This is a genomic window from Bacillus sp. FSL R5-0585 (assembly GCF_038004545.1).
Taxonomy (GTDB): domain Bacteria; phylum Bacillota; class Bacilli; order Bacillales; family Bacillaceae_G; genus Bacillus_A; species Bacillus_A cereus.
In genome coordinates this window covers 22,790-42,046 of sequence record NZ_JBBORJ010000003.1, presented here as the reverse complement: position 1 = coordinate 42,046, position 19,257 = coordinate 22,790, and the positions used below count along the sequence as shown (strand labels likewise).

Below are 19,257 nucleotides of genomic sequence, written 5' to 3'. Positions count from 1 at the left end.
GTTCGCGTGCATCAAGACTTGTTTCATATTGTATGGAAAGGAGTGGTGATTGAGAGTGAAGAAAATTGCAAGTGTACTAATGGCTATCATTTTGTTAATGAGTATAGCCGGGTGCTCATCACCAAAAAAAGAATCAGCAAAGCAGGTAAAGAGTGAAAGTAAAGAGCGCGTCGTTGCAACAACAGTGGCTGTTACTGAAATTATGGATGCGTTAGAAGTAGATTTAGTCGGCGTTCCAACAAGTTCTAAAACTTTACCGAAGAGATATAAAGGTTTACCTGAAGTTGGGAATCCAATGAGTCCAGATATGGAAAAGGTAAAGTCATTAAAGCCTTCAGAAGTGTTATCTGTGACAACACTTGAATATGAATTAAAGCCAGTTTTTGATGGTGTGGGTATGAAAGCAAACTTTTTAGATTTAACGAGTTTGAAAAATATGCAAAGTTCTATTAGCGATTTAGGTAAGAAATATGGGCGTGAAAAACAGGCCGAAGCAGTAGTAACTAAATTAGATAAAAAGGTTGCTAGCATTCAAAAAGAAGTAAAAGGAAAGAAAGAACCGACAGTGCTTATTTTATTAGGTGTGCCGGGAAGTTATTTAGTAGCAACAGAGCATTCTTATATTGGAGATTTAGTGAAACAACTAGGTGGTAAAAATATTGTACAAGGTGAACAAGTAGAATATTTAGCTTCTAATACAGAGTATTTAAAGAAAGCTGATCCAGATATTATTTTACGAGCAGCTCATGGTATGCCTGATGAAGTTGTAAAAATGTTTGATAAAGAATTTAAAACAAATGATATTTGGAAACACTTTGCTGCGGTTAAAAATAACCGTGTTTACGATTTAGAAGAGCGTTTATTTGGAACGACAGGTAACTTAGCAGCAATTGAAGCATTAGATGAATTGAAAAAAATGATGTATCCGTGATGCATTTTAATATAAAGGAAGAGTAGAATGAATAAAAAAACTTGGAGTTTCCTCATTGTTACTGCATTGCTTATTGTTATGACATCATTGTCAGCGATGAAAGGTAGTTTAGAAGTAGGTATTGTTGAACTTGTACAAGGGATATTTACAGGTGGAAATGAAGATGTTGAAGTCATTAAAGATTTACGTTTTCCGCGTATTATTATTGCGTTGTTCACTGGAGCGGCTCTCGCTGTTTCAGGTGTGCTTTTTCAAGCTGTTATGAAAAATCCACTCGCTGATGCTGGGGTAATCGGTATATCTTCAGGAGCAAGTTTTATGACACTCGTTATTATTACGTTGTTCCCGCAATTCTTTTTCTGGACACCCGTATTCGCCTTTTTAGGTGGTGCGTTTGCGTGTTATCTCGTTTATTCGTTTTCATGGAAGTCAGGGTTAAGCCCGCTTCGCATTATTTTAATTGGTATTGCCATTAATGCGATGTTTACTGGATTAAATGAATCATTCGTTACGATTTGTGGGTATTTTATTAAGAGTATTAAGCAAACGACGACTTCTAACATAACAATGAAGACATGGGGCGATGTAGAAATAATGGTGACTTATGGAACGGTTGGTCTTATTCTTGCTCTGTTCGTAGGAGCTTGGTGTAACTTATTATCGCTACAAGATAAGACTGCGAAAAACTTAGGCTTGCACGTGACGAGAGTTCGTCTTATTATTTCTGCCATTGCAGTACTCTTAGCGGCAGTATCAACAGCGATTGCAGGTGTTATTGCTTTTGTAGGATTACTAGTTCCGCATATTTCAAGACAATTAGTCGGTTCAGACCATAAAGTATTAATTCCATTTTCTGCTCTTGCAGGGGCGTTATTAATTTTGACGGCAGATACGATTGGAAGGTTAATTGTGCCACCTAACGAAATTCCAGCAGCAACAATTATGGCGGTTATTGGTGGTCCATTCTTAATATTCTTGCTTAGAAAGAGTGATAAAGTTCATGGAAATTAAAAATGTAACCTTTTCATACGATAACGTAACAAATCGATTAAAGTCTGTTAGTAGTGAAATAGAAATTGGAAAAATTACAACAATCATTGGACCGAATGGATGTGGGAAATCAACATTACTTAGTGTCATGTCTAGAAACCACGCTCCTAGCAGTGGAGAAGTAATACTTGATGGGAAAGCGATTAGTGAATATAAACCGAAAGAGTTTGCTAGAAAACTAGCGGTTGTCCATCAACAAAATGAGGCTCCAGCAGATATTACAGTGGAAAAGCTAATAAGCTTCGGGCGTATGCCATATAAAAATATATTCTCTCCGCAAACAGATGAAGATAGAGAAGCGATTGAGCTTGCGCTAGTATGTACGAATTTACAAAGTAAGCGTGATAAGCCAATTTATGCTTTATCTGGTGGAGAGAGGCAGCGAGTTTGGATCGCAATGACATTAGCTCAAAATACACCAATGCTCTTCTTAGATGAGCCGACCACATATTTAGATATTTACTATCAGCTAGAAATATTAGAGTTAGTGAAAGAGTTAAATGAAGTGCATGGACTAACGATTGTAATGGTATTACATGATATTAATCAAGCCATTCGTTATAGCGACCATATTATCGTTATGAAAGATGGAGAAATCATTACGAAAGGTAATCCTAATGATGTAATAACAGAAGAAATGGTTAAAGCAATATATGGTGTAGATGTCATTGTAAAGCAGGATGAAGATACCGGATTGTACATGGTACCTATGGGAATCTAAAGGCTGAGCATAATCCGTTTTGAGGTGATAATTTGAATAGTAAGAAAGGACGGAAAAAGAATTCTTTTTTTCAACGCATACTTACAATTGTGTTTTTAGGAATCTTTTTCTATTCAATGTATGAGTTGGGCGGGATTTTCATGGATTATTATGAAAATCGTAAAGTAATGGCTGAGGCACAACATATTTATAAAAGAAGTCCAATGGAAGAAAAATCAGAAGATGGAGAGGTACGTAAACAGTTTCAGGATCTCCAGAAAATTAATCCAGAGATAGTCGGATGGATTACGATGGATGATACACAAATTAATTATCCAATCGTTCAAGCAAAAGATAATGATTACTATTTATTTCGTAATTATAAAGGTGAAGATATGAGAGCGGGAAGCATTTTTATGGACCATCGTAATGATGTGAAATCTCAAAATCGAAATACGATTTTATATGGCCATCGTATGAAAGACGGTTCTATGTTTGGTAGTTTAAAAAAGATGTTGGATGAAGACTTTTTTATGTCTCATCATAAATTATATTACGATACATTATTTGAAGGATACGACGTGGAAGTTTTTTCAGTATACACGACAACAACGGACTTTTATTACATTGAAACGGATTTTGAAAATGATGCAGCATATACATCGTTCTTAAAGGAAATTCAAGAAAAATCACTGTACAAAACGGATACGGAATTGACGGCTAATGATGAAATCGTAACACTTTCTACTTGTGACTATGCGCTTGATCCAGAGGCTGGAAGGCTAGTTGTACACGCAAAATTAGTAAAAAGAAATTAAAGAAAAAAGTATAGAATATGAGAAGTGATAGATAACGCTTCTCATATTCTATACTTTAAAAAAGGACTGTTTTTACTGTGCTGCAGCCATTGGCATACGTACAACTTTTACATCATAGTAAGCAATTTTATTATCAAGAATATATTCTGGCATTCCGCCTTGATGTGAGTGAGCATCTTTAAATGCAGCGCTCTTTGTCCAACCTTGGAAATCTTCTTTTGCATTCCAGCGAGTGCTAATTGTTACTTCATCATAATCAACTGTATTTTGCGTTAAAAGAACTTCTAGACCTAAAAAGCCTGGCATCGTTTCAACTTTACCTACTTTATTAAAACGCTCAATTAATTTATGTCCATTTCCCTTTGTAATTTTAGCTGTATTTGTAACAATAATCATGTTTATTCCTCCTATTAAATATAGCCTTTATTTTCGAGAACTCATATACATTAAATGATAATGAAAATCATTATCATTGTCAATGCTAAATGTGAAATATAAAAGTTTTTTATATTATATTGGACAGTAAGATTTCCGGTTCAAAATGTAGTAAATATGTGGCGGTTAAGTGTGAGAATGAGCGAGTTGTACTAGCAAAGCAATAATATGGTATAGTGAAACGAGGCTGTTTTTTCAGTCTCGTTTTTTAAATGCTTCCTGTAGAGAAAGCATGCAAATGGAAAGGAAGTTATTATATGCGATCAGAAGTAACTGTAAAAATAAAACCGAAATTTATAAAAGAAATTAAAAGTGGATATCCGCTTATTTTAAAAGATGCGATTCAAAATTTAAATGATGTTCGTGAAGAAGGAACAATCATTAAAGTAGTAGATGAGAAGAACCAATTTATCGGAAAAGGCTATTATGGAAAACAAAATAAAGGATACGGCTGGATTTTAACGAGAAAAGAGAGTGAACAAATTAATCAATCTTTCTTTGAAAGTAAAATCAAATCTGCCTTACATAAACGAAAGCAATTTTACAAATCAAGTGATACGACAGCATTCCGTGTGGTGAATGGTGAAGGTGATGGTCTTGGAGGACTAATTATCGATTATTATGATGGCTACTACGTAGTAAGTTGGTATAGTGAAGGGATTTACACTTTCAGAGACGAGATTATAGCCGCTCTTCAAAAAGTAGCAAACTTTAAAGGTATTTATGAGAAAAAGCGTTTTGATACGAAAGGGAAATATATTGAGGGGGATGATTTCGTAGCAGGAGAGCGCGGCGAGTTCCCACTTATCGTAAAAGAGAACGGTGTAAACTTTGCGGTTTATTTAAATGATGGGGCAATGGTTGGGGTATTTTTAGATCAACGTAACGTTCGAAAACAAATTCGTGATAAATATGCAAAAGGAAGAACAGTGTTAAATATGTTCTCTTATACAGGTGCTTTCTCTGTATTTGCAGCTCTTGGCGGAGCGAGTAAAACGACGAGTGTTGACCTTGCAAATCGTAGTTTAAGTAAAACGATTGAGCAGTTTAGTGTAAATGAAGTGGATTATGAAGCGCAAGATATTATTGTAGAAGATGTATTTCTTTACTTCAAATATGCAGCGAAGAAAAAAATGAAATTTGATATGGTCGTACTTGATCCTCCAAGCTTTGCACGCTCAAAAAAATATACATTTAGTGCAGCAAAAGATTATAAAAATTTATTAAAAGAAACAATTGCTATTACAGAAAATAACGGTATTATCGTTGCTTCTACAAACTGTAGCGCATTCGATATGAAAAAGTTTAAAGGCTTTATCGATACAGCCTTTAAAGAAATGAATGGCAAATATAAAATATTAGAAGAACATTCTTTACCAGAAGATTTCCGTACCATTGATCAATTTAAAGAAGGAGACTACTTAAAAGTAGTTTTCATCGAGAAAATTAAAGGTTAATAAAGAAAAGGAGCTCGAGTTTACTTGAGCTCCTTTTCTTATTGAACGATATTTTGTACTCTACCGACTTGCCCGTCCTGCAATCGCACTTTAATGCCATGCGGATGGGAAGGGGAGTTTGTTAAAATATCTTTTACAATTCCACGTGTTAATTTGCCTGTTCGTTGATCTTGTTTTAATACAATATCAACTTCAAGACCGGGGGCGATATTAGAACGTTTTTGTCCGTTCATTTATACACCTGTACGTCTACGTTGGTTGTTTGTTTTCTTTGTTTGTTGGTTTTGTAATTTTTTTGTTTCTTGGCTTTGATTTTTTGCATTTTGACCATTTCCATTTCCTTGCTTTTTCTTAGCAAGTTGTTCGCGCATTAAATCAGCTAAGCTTACTTTTTTGTTTTCTGACATGATAAGTCTCCTTTATATAAAGTTAATTATGAACAATCGTAGTGAATTTCATCATATCATTGTTAAGGAAGGAAGGGAAGTTGGTTTGAAAATTCATATAATTGTTTCCAGTCTGTAGTAGTTACGATACAATTGGATTGTTAACGTTTGTAAAAAGGGGATAGACATATGTCACATCATATTTTATTAGTTGAAGATGATATCTCAATTCAAGAGATGGTGGAAAAGTATTTAATAAAAGAGGGTTTTCAAGTAACAATTGCGTCTGATGGAGAAGAAGGTGTGAACACATATTTAAAAGGTTCATTTGATTTGATTATCCTTGACATTATGATGCCAAAGCTAGATGGCTTAGAGGTTGTACGAATCATTCGAGAAAAAAGTGCTGTTCCGATTTTAATGATGTCGGCAAAAGATACAGATGTTGATAAAGCTGTTGGATTAGGACTTGGAGCAGATGATTACATTTGTAAGCCGTTTTCTATGATTGAATTAGCTGCACGTGTAAAAGCGGGTATTCGGAGGTCTACGAAATATTCGGCTACAGAAACAACAGAAAAGATGATTCAAATTGGTGATTTAACAATTGATCCAATTAATTTTACAGTTGAAAAAAACGGGAAGTCTCTCAAACTTACTTTAAAAGAATTTGAGATTTTAAAGCTATTCGTAAAGAACCAAAATCGTGTATTTACGAAAGCGCAAATATATACATTAGTTTGGAATGAAGAGTATTACGGTGACGATAACGTTATCAATGTTCATATGAGAAGATTGCGTGAAAAAATCGAAAGTGATCCATCTAATCCAGAATATATTAAAACGTTATGGGGCATCGGCTATAAGCTGGAAGTGATGTAATATGATCAATTTGTTAATAGGTATTATTTTTATATTGTTATGTGTTATTTATATGCAATATAAAATGAGAAAAAATAGTAGTAAAAATTTACGATACACATATGAAAAGTTAGAAAGTATTGTAAATGAAAAAACAGGCGAGACGTTACTCGTTATGACAGATGATCTAGAATTGCAAAAATTATTAGTGGCAATTAATCAATTATTAGATGCAAAACAGAAAACGAATGCAGATCATGCAAAAGTAGAAATTTCGATGAGAAAAATGCTTTCAAATATTTCGCATGACTTGAAAACACCACTAACAGTTATTCTTGGATATACAGAAATGTTAAATAAGGATAACACGATGAATAAAGAAGAACAACAAATATTACTTGAGAAAGTGCATACGAAAACACTAGAAGTGATGGAGCTAATTCATAAGTTTTTTGATTTAGCAAAATTAGAATCTGGTGACAAAGCAATTGAAATGACAAAAGTAAATATGAATGAAGTTTGCCGCGAGAAGATTTTATCATTTTATGATTTAGTGACGACGAAAGGTTTTCAGGTTCATATTGATATACCAGAAAGAAATATATACGCACTTGGAAATGTGGAAGTATTAGGTAGGGTATTGAATAATTTAATATCAAATGCGATTACATATGGAGACGATGGAAAGGTACTCGGTATGACGTTAAGAGATGATGACACGAGCGTGTATATAGATATATGGGATACAGGAAAAGGAATTGATGAATCTCATATTGATAAAGTGTTTGAACGTATGTATACACTTGAAGATTCAAGAAATAGATTGTACCAAGGAAGCGGTCTCGGATTAACGATTACGAAACGGCTTGTGGAAGCGATGGACGGAAAAATTCATCTTTCTAGTAAACCGTATGAAAAAACAATTTTTACAATTGTATTAACAAAGATACAGTTTTAGCTTGTAGAGCGGTAGATTCTACAAGCTTTTTTCAGCGTAAGGAATTTGTAAGAAACGGGTAAGAAAAAAGAGATTTCCGTTGTCTATTATAGAAATATAGAGTATTGCGAAAGGGGAAAGTAACATGACATATATATTAAAAACAAATCAGTTAACGAAAGTGTTTAAAGGGAAAGAAGTTATTTCCACTGTTAACATGCATGTGAAAAAAGGAGAGATATACGGTTTTTTAGGACCAAACGGTGCTGGTAAAACAACGATTATGAAAATGATTACAAATTTAATAAAACCGACGAGTGGTGATATTGAAATCTTCGGTGATAAATTAACAGATACATCTTATGAAGTATTAAAAAGAATGGGGACAATTATTGAATACCCAATCTTTTATGATAAATTAACGGCGAAAGAAAACTTAGACCTACATTGTGAATACATGGGCTACTACGATAAAAATGCAATTGAACATGCTTTACATTTAGTGAAACTACAAGGGGTAGATAATAAAAAAGTAAAAGATTTTTCATTAGGAATGAAACAACGACTCGGTATTGCAAGGGCAATCGTTACAAAGCCAGAATTGCTCATTTTAGATGAACCAATTAACGGTTTAGATCCAATTGGTATTAAAGAGTTACGAGACTTATTTAAAATGCTTTGCAAAGAATATGGCATTACATTATTAGTTTCTAGTCATATTTTAGGTGAGATGGAACTAATGGCCGATACAATTGGTGTGATTCAAAATGGAAAACTAATAAAAGAAGTTTCAATGAAGAGTATTAACGGAAAACAAACAGAGTATATTGAAATTACTGTTCCTGATGTGAAACGTGCAGCTTATATTTTAGAAGATAAACTTGGTATAAAAAACTACAAAATAATGAGTGGAACCATGATTCGTGTGTATGATACGTCAGCGTCTCAGCAGGCCATTTCAAAAGCACTTATTATGAACGATGTGGAAATTGAAAGTATTAATAAGAAACATAGTTCCTTAGAAGAATATTTCTTAAATGTAATGGATGGAGAAGGTATTCATGCTTAATGGACTGTGGCTGAACCTGGTAAGTGGATTTATCGTAATGCTAATAAGTGGAATTTTATATTATAGAAAACCAGAGCGGAAATGGTTGTTCATTGTACTAGTGATAGGAATGTTAAGCTTCGTTACTGCTGGAATTAGAATGTTAGCAGCATAGAGACAGGTATATAAAGAATGGAGGCGTAATTTATATGTTTAAATTAATGAAGCTCGAATGGAAGAAACATAAATTATCTCGTTACTTTAAAAGTGTAGCAATTTGTATTATAGCAATTTTCGCTGCAGTAAGCCTTATGGCATTGGGAATGAAAGCCGAGGAAAACATGCTCTTCTCTGACTTCACGCAGAACATGGCTGCAGCAAATATTTTTATTAGGATAACATTCATTATTTTTAGTTCGGTCATTTTATCACGTTTAGTAATTGATGAGTATAAGAATAAAACGATGCAATTATCGTTTATGTACCCGCTGCAAAGGAAAATGCTAATGAGGGCGAAATTAACAATTGTTTTTTGTTTTTGTTTTGTGAGTACCATTATCGCTACTTTTATTATTAGTTTACTCGTATATTTTGTGAGTCCCATGATGGGACTGATTGAAACGCCAGCTACGATGGGTGAAATAATAGCTATCGTTCCAGATACTTTTATAAGTGCATTTATGATATCTGGTATAAGTTTAATTCCTTTATTTTTTGGAATGAGAAAGAAATCGACACCGACAACGATTACTTCGGCAGTAATAATTGGTATGCTGATTAGTGGTAACGTTGGTCCTGGAAACGATCAAGTAAGTATGTTTGATTTTATAGCTATCCCAATCGTACTCTGTTTATTAGGGATCTTCATTAGTTATTTATCGTTTCGTAAAATCGATAAGATTGATGTGGTGTGAAGCAAGCTTAAAACAACAATGAACTGGGGTATGAATGGTGAAAAAGATAATAGTAATTGCAATATTATTCATTACAATTGCTAGTGCGGTTTTTGGTTTTAAGGTGTTTCAGGGGAAAGGTTTTAAGAAAGAAAAGTCTTTTGAGATAAATAATATAAAAGAAATAGAAGTAGATAATGAAAACTGGAATCTTGAATTTAAAAGTACAGACGCTAATAAAATAGTAATTTCCGCTCAAGGTGAACAAGTAGATAAAGAGATAGATCCTGTCAAAATAGAAAATGATGAAAATAAAATTGTGATTAAACAAAAACAAAAGATGAACAGATTTTTTAATGGTTTCACGTTTAGGAAGAAAAATAGTATATCTATAGCTATTCCGAAGAAAGAAATAGATAAAATTGTATTAAATAATAAATCGGGTGATGTGAAAATAAGAGATATAGTAGTAAAAAATATCATGACAAAAGGCAAGTCTGGAGATGAAATGATTGTAGGACTATCAGCCGAGAAAGGTGAATTCATATCGCAAAGTGGAGAGTTAGTTTTAAAAGGTAGTTCAGTACAAGAATTAAATATAAAGTCTACGACTGGTGATAACTATATAACAAATGTAAGTAACTCAAATATGAACATCACTTCAACATCTGGGGAAGTATTACTGAAAGATATGACAGAAGGAAAATCATTATTTATAGAAACAAAATCAGGGGATATTGGCGTACGGTATAAAGGTGTCCCTGCATCATTGAAGCTTATGGCTAAAAGTAATTCGGCTGACGTAATAGTGGATTTAAAAGGACTTAAGAAAGATAAAAATACAGAAAAGATAAAAGAAGGAACTGTTGGTGATGCAAAAAACGAAGTGAAGATTTTAAGTAAAACAGGGGTAATTTATATTGATTAAAGTTTAAATGAAAGGAGGACTATCATGCTACGTCTTATGAAGCTAGAATTGAAGAAGTTTAAGTTTGGATGGTATGTGAGGGGAGCAGTTATTGCAAATATCATTATACTGGCATTATTAATCTTTGTTAGTTTCATTGCACAAATAGAAGGAGATTCAGAAATAAGAGATCCGCAGATGATTTTGCTAATGGCTAGTACAGTAGTAAGAGCAACGTTTATTATTTTTGGTAGTGTGTTAATCGCAAGGTTAATAATTGGTGAATATAAAAATAAAACAATACTACTTATGTTTTCTTATCCTATTAACCGAAAGAAAATGATGGCTAGTAAGTTGGCTATTACAGCGATAGTAACATTTATAACAGTTATTGTATCTAACATTTTAGTAGTAGGAATTTTCTTTGGGATAGATAGTTATTTTTCAATTCTTCCTCATTCATTCACAGTAGATCAATTGGTGCAAGAAGGAATAAAACTAGTTCCTTTAGCTATTGCAACTGCGGGAATGAGTTTAATCCCATTATATTTTGGAATGCGTAAACGTTCAGTGCCAACTACAATTGTTTCATCTCTTATCGTTGTAGCAATTGCAATGAATAGCAACCCAGCGTTTCCTACAGCAACTTTATTTCCCCTTCAACTAGCACTCGCAGCAATTGGAGCTGTGATTGCATATTACGGAATTAAAAATATAGAGAAGGAAGATATAACTGTATGACAAGAATAAGAAAAAAGAGTTGGGTTACACTAACTCTTTTTTGTATATGTATGCTTCGTTACTACTCTGTAAATTTGGAGTGTTTGCTTAAATACTCTTGAACTCCTGGAGAGATATTAAAGTTATTAGGACTTTTATATTCGATAGTAAAATCTCCGCCTCTACTTGTCTCAAAGGAGATGGCATAGCTATTCATTTTAGCATCGTAAGAAGTATTTTTGACTTCTGCATCTAGATTAAAATATTTTGTAATATATTCTTTTGAGTCCGTAATTGCTGCTTGTTTTCCCCAAGGGGTACCATAATAGGTGAAATAAAGAGATACACTAATAACTCCAATAAGGGAAGTTAGTAAAATAGTTCCCATAGCTATTTTTTTATTTTTTGTATTCAATTTGGTTACTCCTCTTCGTAATATGTATTCATTTTAACCTATATATTCCATAAAACAACCATTTTAAAAAATAGTTTCACATGAAACAAGTTACAGAAAAAGACAAGATGTGTAAACACCTTGTCTTTTTTTTCGTTACATTTTAGGAGCTTCCATTCCAGCCGCAGCCCACTCTTCTTTTGCGGGGCCGTACACACCAGGAACTGTTAAGCCGGCTTGTCGCATTAAAACCGTCATTTGCCCGCGATGGTGATTTTGATGATTAATAAGTGTCATTAAAAATATGGAATTCGGCATAGGGCGACCAAAGAAGTTGTTAATAGTAGCTAAGTCTTTATCAGTCCATTTATTTTGAAGTGTTTCAACAAAAGCCGCGTTCACTTTACGGTACTCATCTGCAATTGTTTTTGCAGAAGTTGGAACAGGATAATCTTTCGTTTCTCCTTCAAACTTTAGCCCTGTGCCAGATAGTATAACAGGAATTGCCGTCACGATGTGCCAAGCAACTCTACCTAACGTCCAGTGCCCAGGTGCAATTTCTTGTGATAAAGATGCATCGGTTAATGAATCAAGCATTTTCTGAGTAGACTCTGCTTCGTATGTCCATGATTGTAAAAAGCCTTCAATTGTTTGGTACATAGTTATCCCTCCTATTTTTGTTCATAGATTAAATTCGTGAGAGATAATATAATCCCTGTTCCACAAGAAATAATTAATTAAGCATTGCTACAATATGAAAACAATTAGAAAATATTTGTAAAAGTGTCAGGAAACGAATGTGCTCATTCGTATATATAATGAATAAAGAATAGGATAAAGAGTGGTGATAAGGGTGAAGGGTATAGAAATAGTAGAAGGTCTTCGGAAACAAGATATGTTAGCATTACATACAGCAATTGATCGATATGGAGATTTAATTTATAAGGTAGTTCATAGTATTTTAGATACGGCACAGAGTAAGGTGTTAACGGTTGTATGTGTTTTTTATGGATCGTTATTATAATGAAGTTGATTTAAAAGTATGTGTATTGAATGAAGTAGCTTATATGAAAACAATATTAGACCGTAAAGGTGGAAGTGAGTTTCTGCATATAAAGTATAAAAATGATAACGAATACGTATTATTGGGAAATGCTGATGATTACAGAGAGTTATTTCAAATAGTAGGTAGGTTGAAAATAGCGAATGGAATAGAATTGAGATTACAAGATAAGAAATTAAAGAGAAAGTTAACTTTAAAACGAAGTGTGTTCAATATAATCATGTATTTACTTGTTATATATATTATGTACAAAGCCTATGTTAATTTTATGCCATAATAGGAAAAGACGGCTTCACATATATGAAGCCGTCTTTTAATTAACCTTCTTCCCACTCTTCCTCATCAACCATAAGAAATAAGGTGCTCCAAGTACAGCGACGACAAGGCCAGAAGGGATTTCTTTCGGATATGCGATTGTACGTCCAAGTAAGTCAGCAACAGAAAGAAGGATTGCTCCAAATAGTGCTGAACAAACGAATAGTCTTTGATGGTTCATACCAACAACAATTCTTGCTAAGTGAGGTGCGACAAGGCCTAAAAAGGCAATTGTACCGACAGCAGCGATATTTACTGATGCAAGTAGTGTCGCTAGCACAATTAGAGCAAGACGTGTTTTATTTACTGGTTGCCCAAGTCCAGTTGCTAAATCGTCTCCCAGTACGAGAACGTCAAGTTGTTTTATTAAGAAAAAGATAATGAATACAAGAATTAGAGATGGATATAGAATGATATTTTCTAAGTGATTCCACCCTCTTGCATACGTGCTGCCAGATAACCATGTTAAAGCAGCGGCAACATTCAAATTGGCTCTAACGATAAAGATTTGAATAATTGCTGAGCCAAGTGCAGAAATACCAATCCCTATTAAAGCAAGAGCTGTGGGGCTAAACCCTGATTTCCATGAGAAGAAGAGGACAATTCCTACTGCAAGTAGTCCACCAATAAATGCACCAATTGGTAGGAAGAAACCAGGAAGTGCAGGAAAGACATACATAACAGTTAAAGCACCGACACCAGCTCCCGATGAAATACCAATAATAGAAGGATCGGCAAGTGGGTTTCGTAGTATACCTTGGAAAACAAGCCCACTTATTGCAAGGCATGCACCAGCAATAGCGGCAACGAGCATTCTTGGTAAACGAAGATTCATCATCATATTTTTGTCAAATTGTGTTAATTGACCTGATATAACATTAGTAATGCTTTCGATATAAGCGTTACTACCGATTGTAATACCAAGAGCAATCGTCACAATACAAAGTGTGATAGATATAATGATTACCTTTTTATAAGAGTAATAGCGGGAGCTAGCTCCAGCTGCATTCGCACCGTTATCATTCATATATTGTTTCGATTTCATCATTCGGTACACTAAGTAAATAAGCCAAGGAGATCCAATCATTGCTGTGACTGCCCCAACAGGAAGTTCTGCACCGGTTGGATCTATTAATCTACCGACAACATCTGCTCCAAGCAATAATACTGCCCCCCATAAGAAAGAAGAGAGAAGAAGAGTAAAGTGTTGACGGTATCCGATAAGGCGCATTAAATGAGGTGCAACTAAGCCGACAAATCCAATTGGTCCAACAACAGTAACAATTACTGCTGTTAAAAAGATTGCAGCAATGAAGGCGATAAGACGTGTTACTGCTGTTTTTTCACCAAGAGAAACAGCAACATCATCACCAAGTAAGAGAATGTTGAGTTTACGAGATATAAATAGTAAAACTAGGAAAGAAATAATGATAAATGGAAAAGCAAATTGAACGCCATCCCAGTTATTTTGAATAAGAGATCCAGCTCCCCATAAAAATAAACCAGCTGTTTCATTTTCATAGAAAAGCTGCATCGTTCCGGTAAAGGCAGAGAGCATTAATGTAACGACCATACCAGCTAATGCCATTCTGAGTGGGGTTCCCTTTTTTCCACCAGAAATACGGTATACAAATAAAGCAGTAATAGCACCGCCGATAAATGTGAACAGAAGAGAATTAATTTGTAAACCTTTCGGTAAGAAAATTGTAGCCGCTACTAGAAAGAAATATGCGCCAGAGTGAATACCCATTGTACTGGATTCAGCAAGTGGATTTTTCGTTAACGTTTGTAAAATAACCCCTGATGCAGCAAGAGCGCCTCCTGCTAAAATGGCAATTACGGCTCTAGGTAATCGAAGCATGATTAAAGTTTGATGTTCTAGCGATTGGTTCGGTGAGATAAGAGCATCAATAATCATACTATAGGAAATGTTTGCTTGACCTTGTCCGATATGGATAAAGAAAAGGAGGAGCAAGAGAGCTGCTCCTCCTCCGAATACAAGACTTGCTCGAAGTGTACGTTGTAAGCTATTCATTGTGTAATCACTTCTTCGCTGTCATTACATCTGCTACTTGTGTTGCTAAAGATGTTGCAGACTCAGGACCACCGAAAATCCAAGTGTCGCCTTTTAATTTATACATTTTGTTTTCTTTTTTGAACTTTAATTCTTCCCAAGCAGGGTTGCCTTTTAGTTGCGTGTCAAAAATGTTATCTTCATCCGCTACAATGTAAATGAAGTTTGAATCTTGTACACTTTGTAATGATTCTACAGTTGTTTGTTTAAAACCATCTGGCTCAGATTTTCCTGCTTCAAAAGTATTTGTTAAACCTAATTTTTTTGTAACTTGTAAAGCTAAAGAATTGTCAGTTAAGATACGGAATGTTGGTACGTTTTTAGCAGTAAATGCTTGTGCCATTGCGATGTTTTTATCTTTTAAGTCTGCTTTCTCAATTTTTGCTTTTGCATCAGCGAATGCTTTATCCATATCAGCTAATACTTTTTTACCTTCTTCTTCTTTTCCAACTGCTTTTGCAATTTGTTTAAATGTTTCTGTCATTTCAGCAAAGTGATCGTTATTACTTGTTGATGGATCAAACATAACTGTTGGTGCAATTTGCTCTAATTCATTTTTAATTGCTTTACCACGGAATGAAGCTGTGATAATTAAGTCTGGCTTTAAACGGCTAATTTCTTCTAAGTTTGGTTGTTGACGTGTCCCTACATCTACAACATCTTTACTCGGTTTTGTTTTTGTATTTACCCATTTATTATAATTCTTAATGTCTGCCATCCCTACTGGCTGAACACCAAGTGTTAATAAGTCTTCTGAATATACCCACTCAAGTACAACTACTTTTTTCGCTGGTTTATCTAACTTCGTTTCCCCTTCAGCGTGTTTAATTGTTATAGCTTGATTTTTATTGTCCGCTTTTGTTTCTTTTTTCTCCTCTTTTTGCTGTCCGCATCCAACAGCGAATAGAAGAACTACTATGAAAATACTGAGAATTTTCTTCATCTTCTGCCCCCAAATTAAGTGTTTTTTATAACTAGCACCATAAGTGAAAATGGTTATCAATTACAACACCCAAATCATACTATGAGGGTATTTTAAGTGTCAATATATTTTTAAAATTTTGACGAAAAATAACAAATTATATGAATTTTTATATATTATAGTCGTTATTTATCCCTCTATTTGCCCGGCTGTAAGATTCACATCTCAAAATTTGGATGGAGCAAAGAAGTTAGGTGGGAGTCGGGCTGATTAAAGTTTCACTTTATGGAGAGTAAGTCTCTTTACTAAAAATATTGGCAAATGTGAAAAGTTTAAATGGGAACTTGGCTGTGTACGAAAGTGTAATGTGTATGGTTAATAATCTGTGGAGATGGGGCGAAAGTACAAGCAAAAGGAGTGAGAATTGCATGTAATAATTACTAGAATGTATGGAGGAAATCTGTGTTTTATCCCCGACTAGGCAAAGTATTTCTTTGTTATTTAGATAGGTGTTTTTTAATTCGGTGATTGCACTAAAAAGATCGAATGTAAAGGAAGTGATCAACATGTCTTCATGGAGCAATAACATAAATGGATATTGTGGGTGTAATAATCAAAATGGTGTACATGTTGATTCATGCTGTTTTAGTTGCGATGGGACAGTTCCTAAGGTTGGTCCGACAGGTTCAACAGGTCCAACGGGTTCAACAGGTCCAACGGGAGCGACAGGCGACACAGGTCCAACGGGAGCAACGGGTCCAACAGGAGCGACAGGTTCAACAGGTCCAACGGGAGCGACGGGAATAACAGGAGCAACGGGTTCAACAGGTCCAACGGGAGCGACAGGAATAACAGGAGCAACGGGTTCAACAGGTCCAACGGGAGCGACAGGTTCAACGGGGGCGACAGGTTCAACAGGCCCAACGGGAGCAACGGGAGCGACAGGAATAACAGGAGCAACGGGTTCAACAGGTCCAACGGGAGCGGCGGGAATAACAGGAGCAACGGGTCCAACAGGAGCAACAGGCTCAACCGGGGCTACAGGTACAAGTATCACGGCGACATATGCATTTGCAAATAATACGTCAGGAACAGCGATATCAGTACTTCTAGGTGGAACGAATGTCCCGCTTCCGAATAATCAAAATATCGGTCCAGGTATTACGGTTTCCGGGGGAAATACAGTATTTACGGTTGCAAATGCTGGAAATTACTATATTTCATATTCGATTAATATAACGGCTTCATTATTAGTTAGTTCACGGATTACAATCAATGGAGCACCACTTGCTGGAACAATCAATTCTCCTGCGTTAGCAACTACATCATTTAGCGCAACAATCATTACAACTCTTGCAGCAGGAGATGCTATTAGCTTGCAATTATTTGGTTTGTTAGCTGTCGCAACATTATCAACAACTACTCCAGGAGCAGTGTTAACGATAATAAGATTGAGCTAAGCCATAACTCTCTTACTCTTTTAAGATTAAGAGAGTTTCTACATATAATAAGAAGTTAATGAAGTAAAGCATAGTTATACAAAAGTCAGAATATTATGATTGTAACGCTATGGTGACTATAATATAATGAAAATAACCATCATGAATGAACATTCATTTATTTTTTATGTATTTGAAGGGGGAATGAAGGTGGAAAAACCATGGTTGAAAAGTTATCCAGAGAAAATTCCGAGTACGATTTCTTATGATATTCAGCCGCTTCATAGATATGTAGAACAGATGGCTTCTCGCTACCCAGAAAAGAAAGCGCTTCACTTTTTAGGGAAGGATATTACGTTTTCGGACTTCCATGATAAGGTGAAGCGGTTTGCAAATTATCTTCAAAAACTCGGTGTGGAAAAGGGTGATCGAGTTGCTATTATGTTGCCGAATTGTCCGCAAGCTGTAATTGGTTATTACGGTACATTACTTGCGGGAGGTATCGTAGTACAAACCAATCCACTGTATACAGAAAGGGAATTAGAATATCAGCTTCATGACTCGGGAGCAAAAGTAATTCTTTGTCTCGATTTAGTGTTTCCAAGAGTAACGAATGTTCAATCTGCTACAAAAATTGAGCATATTATCGTAACTCGTATTGCAGACTTTTTACCATTCCCTAAAAATCTATTGTATCCATTTGTGCAGAAAAAACAGTCGAATTTAGTTGTGAAAGTATCAGAGAGTGAAACAATTCATCTTTGGAATTCAGTAGAAAAAGAAGTGAATACGAATGTTGAGGTGCCTTGTGATCCTGAAAATGATCTAGCTCTTTTACAGTACACAGGAGGAACAACCGGATTTCCGAAAGGAGTTATGTTAACGCATAAAAACCTCGTCTCTAACACGTTAATGGGAGTTCAATGGTTATATAATTGCAAAGAAGGAGAAGAAGTCGTTCTTGGGGTTCTTCCATTTTTCCATGTTTATGGTATGACAGCTGTTATGAATTTAAGTATTATGCAAGGATACAAAATGGTCCTTATTCCAAAGTTTGATATGAAAATGGTTTTTGAAGCGATTAAGAAGCATAAAGTGACATTGTTTCCAGGGGCACCAACTATTTATATCGCTCTTTTAAATAGTCCGCTTTTAAAAGAATACGATATTTCTTCTATTCGTGCTTGTATTAGTGGATCAGCACCACTGCCAGTAGAAGTACAGGAAAAGTTCGAAAAAGTTACAGGTGGTAAACTAGTAGAGGGATATGGTTTAACAGAATCCTCTCCGGTTACACATAGTAATTTTTTATGGGAAAAGCGAGTGCCAGGTAGCATCGGAGTTCCGTGGCCAGATACAGAAGCAATCATTATGTCGCTTGAAACTGGTGAGGCATTACCGCCAGGAGAAATAGGTGAAATTGTAGTGAAAGGCCCTCAAATTATGAAAGGATATTGGAATAAGCCAGAGGAAACAGCGGCTGTATTGCAAGATGGCTGGCTCCATACAGGTGATGTTGGCTACATGGATGAAGATGGATTCTTCTATGTAAAAGATCGCAAGAAAGATATGATTGTCGCGAGTGGATTTAATGTGTATCCTCGTGAAGTTGAAGAAGTATTATATGAGCATGAAAAAGTGCAAGAAGTAGTGACAATTGGAGTTCCAGATCCGTACCGAGGAGAGACAGTTAAAGCATTTGTTGTGTTAAAAGAAGGTACGGAATGCTCTGAGGAAGAATTAAATCAGTTTGCACGTAAATATTTAGCGGCTTATAAAGTTCCGAAAGTATATGAGTTTAGAGATGAATTGCCGAAAACGACAGTAGGGAAAATTTTGCGCCGTGTTCTAATAGATGAAGAGAAGAGAAAGAATGAGGATGAGCAAACGGGCTAAGGCCCTTTCTT

General features: G+C 35.2%; 22 protein-coding genes and 1 pseudogene. 16 read left to right on the top strand and 7 right to left on the bottom strand.

Translation table 11 applies throughout. The annotated features are described in order from the left end of the window. The first annotated feature begins 49 nt into the window (after positions 1–49). From isdE to srtB, 4 genes are read left to right on the top strand one after another with little or no spacing between them, the layout of a single operon-like run. Positions 50–931 (top strand): heme ABC transporter substrate-binding protein IsdE, encoded by an 882-nt coding sequence (isdE, locus tag MKY38_RS28110; RefSeq protein ID WP_002098036.1) that lies wholly within the window; start codon positions 50–52, stop codon positions 929–931. Between the two features lie 27 nt (positions 932–958). Further along, the gene (locus tag MKY38_RS28105; protein WP_078439440.1) at positions 959–1,942 is read left to right on the top strand and encodes a FecCD family ABC transporter permease; all 984 of its coding nucleotides are present in this window, start codon (positions 959–961) and stop codon (positions 1,940–1,942) included. Then, positions 1,932–2,702: an ABC transporter ATP-binding protein gene (locus MKY38_RS28100; RefSeq protein ID WP_078439441.1), complete on the top strand. Its 771-nt coding sequence runs from the start codon at positions 1,932–1,934 to the stop codon at positions 2,700–2,702. The genes MKY38_RS28105 and MKY38_RS28100 overlap by 11 nt, the downstream gene beginning before the upstream one ends. Positions 2,703–2,734: 32 nt before the next feature. After that, on the top strand, positions 2,735–3,499 hold the full coding sequence (gene srtB, locus MKY38_RS28095; RefSeq protein WP_137050172.1) for a class B sortase: 765 nt from the start codon (positions 2,735–2,737) through the stop codon (positions 3,497–3,499). A gap of 72 nt (positions 3,500–3,571) precedes the next feature. Here srtB and isdG read toward each other — a convergent pair whose 3' ends face one another. Next, positions 3,572–3,895, bottom strand: coding sequence for a heme oxygenase (gene isdG, locus MKY38_RS28090; RefSeq protein WP_000587818.1), 324 nt, complete (start codon positions 3,893–3,895; stop codon positions 3,572–3,574). Positions 3,896–4,191: 296 nt separating this feature from the next. Here isdG and MKY38_RS28085 point away from each other — a divergent pair, with 296 nt between their 5' ends. Beyond that, complete coding sequence (locus MKY38_RS28085; RefSeq protein WP_001255971.1) at positions 4,192–5,391, top strand: class I SAM-dependent rRNA methyltransferase; 1,200 nt, start codon at positions 4,192–4,194, stop codon at positions 5,389–5,391. Between the two features lie 38 nt (positions 5,392–5,429). Here the strand turns inward: MKY38_RS28085 and MKY38_RS28080 are convergent, their stop codons facing one another. Then, positions 5,430–5,624, bottom strand: coding sequence for a YwbE family protein (locus MKY38_RS28080; protein WP_001014310.1), 195 nt, complete (start codon positions 5,622–5,624; stop codon positions 5,430–5,432). After that, entirely contained in the window at positions 5,625–5,798 is a 174-nt protein-coding gene (locus MKY38_RS28075) for a hypothetical protein (protein ID WP_001293578.1), read from the bottom strand. A gap of 168 nt (positions 5,799–5,966) precedes the next feature. Between MKY38_RS28075 and MKY38_RS28070 the strand changes: the two genes are divergently transcribed. From MKY38_RS28070 to MKY38_RS28040, 7 genes are all read left to right on the top strand, one after another. Beyond that, entirely contained in the window at positions 5,967–6,659 is a 693-nt protein-coding gene (locus MKY38_RS28070) for a response regulator transcription factor (RefSeq protein WP_000018035.1), read from the top strand. 1 nt (position 6,660) lies between these two features. Further along, the gene (locus tag MKY38_RS28065) at positions 6,661–7,596 is read left to right on the top strand and encodes a HAMP domain-containing histidine kinase (protein WP_341050861.1); all 936 of its coding nucleotides are present in this window, start codon (positions 6,661–6,663) and stop codon (positions 7,594–7,596) included. A gap of 124 nt (positions 7,597–7,720) precedes the next feature. Beyond that, complete coding sequence (locus MKY38_RS28060; RefSeq protein WP_341050858.1) at positions 7,721–8,644, top strand: ABC transporter ATP-binding protein; 924 nt, start codon at positions 7,721–7,723, stop codon at positions 8,642–8,644. Next, the gene (locus MKY38_RS28055) at positions 8,637–8,798 is read left to right on the top strand and encodes a hypothetical protein (protein ID WP_000931813.1); all 162 of its coding nucleotides are present in this window, start codon (positions 8,637–8,639) and stop codon (positions 8,796–8,798) included. The genes MKY38_RS28060 and MKY38_RS28055 overlap by 8 nt, the downstream gene beginning before the upstream one ends. Positions 8,799–8,832: 34 nt before the next feature. After that, positions 8,833–9,537: an ABC transporter permease gene (locus tag MKY38_RS28050; protein ID WP_000475530.1), complete on the top strand. Its 705-nt coding sequence runs from the start codon at positions 8,833–8,835 to the stop codon at positions 9,535–9,537. 34 nt (positions 9,538–9,571) lie between these two features. Continuing rightward, positions 9,572–10,444, top strand: a complete 873-nt coding sequence (locus MKY38_RS28045) for a DUF4097 family beta strand repeat-containing protein (protein ID WP_137050175.1) — start codon at positions 9,572–9,574, stop codon at positions 10,442–10,444. A 24-nt stretch (positions 10,445–10,468) separates the two neighbouring features. Then, complete coding sequence (locus MKY38_RS28040; protein ID WP_000945183.1) at positions 10,469–11,164, top strand: ABC transporter permease; 696 nt, start codon at positions 10,469–10,471, stop codon at positions 11,162–11,164. 61 nt (positions 11,165–11,225) lie between these two features. On the opposite strand, the gene MKY38_RS28035 is transcribed toward MKY38_RS28040, so the two are convergent. Both MKY38_RS28035 and MKY38_RS28030 read right to left on the bottom strand, forming a co-directional pair. Then, positions 11,226–11,558, bottom strand: a complete 333-nt coding sequence (locus tag MKY38_RS28035) for a YfjL-like protein (protein ID WP_137050177.1) — start codon at positions 11,556–11,558, stop codon at positions 11,226–11,228. A gap of 135 nt (positions 11,559–11,693) precedes the next feature. Next, positions 11,694–12,197 (bottom strand): DinB family protein, encoded by a 504-nt coding sequence (locus MKY38_RS28030; protein ID WP_137050178.1) that lies wholly within the window; start codon positions 12,195–12,197, stop codon positions 11,694–11,696. Positions 12,198–12,381: 184 nt separating this feature from the next. On the opposite strand from MKY38_RS28030, the gene MKY38_RS28025 reads away from it, so the two are divergent. Further along, entirely contained in the window at positions 12,382–12,561 is a 180-nt protein-coding gene (locus tag MKY38_RS28025; RefSeq protein ID WP_241677402.1) for an RNA polymerase subunit sigma-70, read from the top strand. After that, positions 12,527–12,877 (top strand): annotated as a pseudogene (locus tag MKY38_RS28020) (septation ring formation regulator EzrA); the annotation flags it as partial. The gene MKY38_RS28025 and the pseudogene MKY38_RS28020, both read left to right, overlap by 35 nt. 36 nt (positions 12,878–12,913) lie before the next feature. On the opposite strand, the gene fhuB reads toward MKY38_RS28020, so the two are convergent. Both fhuB and MKY38_RS28010 read right to left on the bottom strand, forming a co-directional pair. Beyond that, on the bottom strand, positions 12,914–14,950 hold the full coding sequence (gene fhuB / locus MKY38_RS28015) for a Fe(3+)-hydroxamate ABC transporter permease FhuB (protein WP_078385148.1): 2,037 nt from the start codon (positions 14,948–14,950) through the stop codon (positions 12,914–12,916). Positions 14,951–14,957: 7 nt separating this feature from the next. After that, positions 14,958–15,932, bottom strand: a complete 975-nt coding sequence (locus MKY38_RS28010) for an ABC transporter substrate-binding protein (RefSeq protein ID WP_025709894.1) — start codon at positions 15,930–15,932, stop codon at positions 14,958–14,960. 545 nt (positions 15,933–16,477) lie between these two features. Between MKY38_RS28010 and MKY38_RS28005 the strand changes: the two genes are divergently transcribed. Together MKY38_RS28005 and MKY38_RS28000 are read left to right on the top strand one after the other, a co-directional pair. Continuing rightward, a complete protein-coding gene (locus MKY38_RS28005; RefSeq protein ID WP_341050842.1) occupies positions 16,478–17,371 on the top strand; it encodes a BclA C-terminal domain-containing protein in 894 nt (297 codons plus the stop codon). Between the two features lie 189 nt (positions 17,372–17,560). Beyond that, complete coding sequence (locus MKY38_RS28000) at positions 17,561–19,246, top strand: long-chain-fatty-acid--CoA ligase (protein ID WP_341050837.1); 1,686 nt, start codon at positions 17,561–17,563, stop codon at positions 19,244–19,246. Positions 19,247–19,257: the final 11 nt, after the last annotated feature.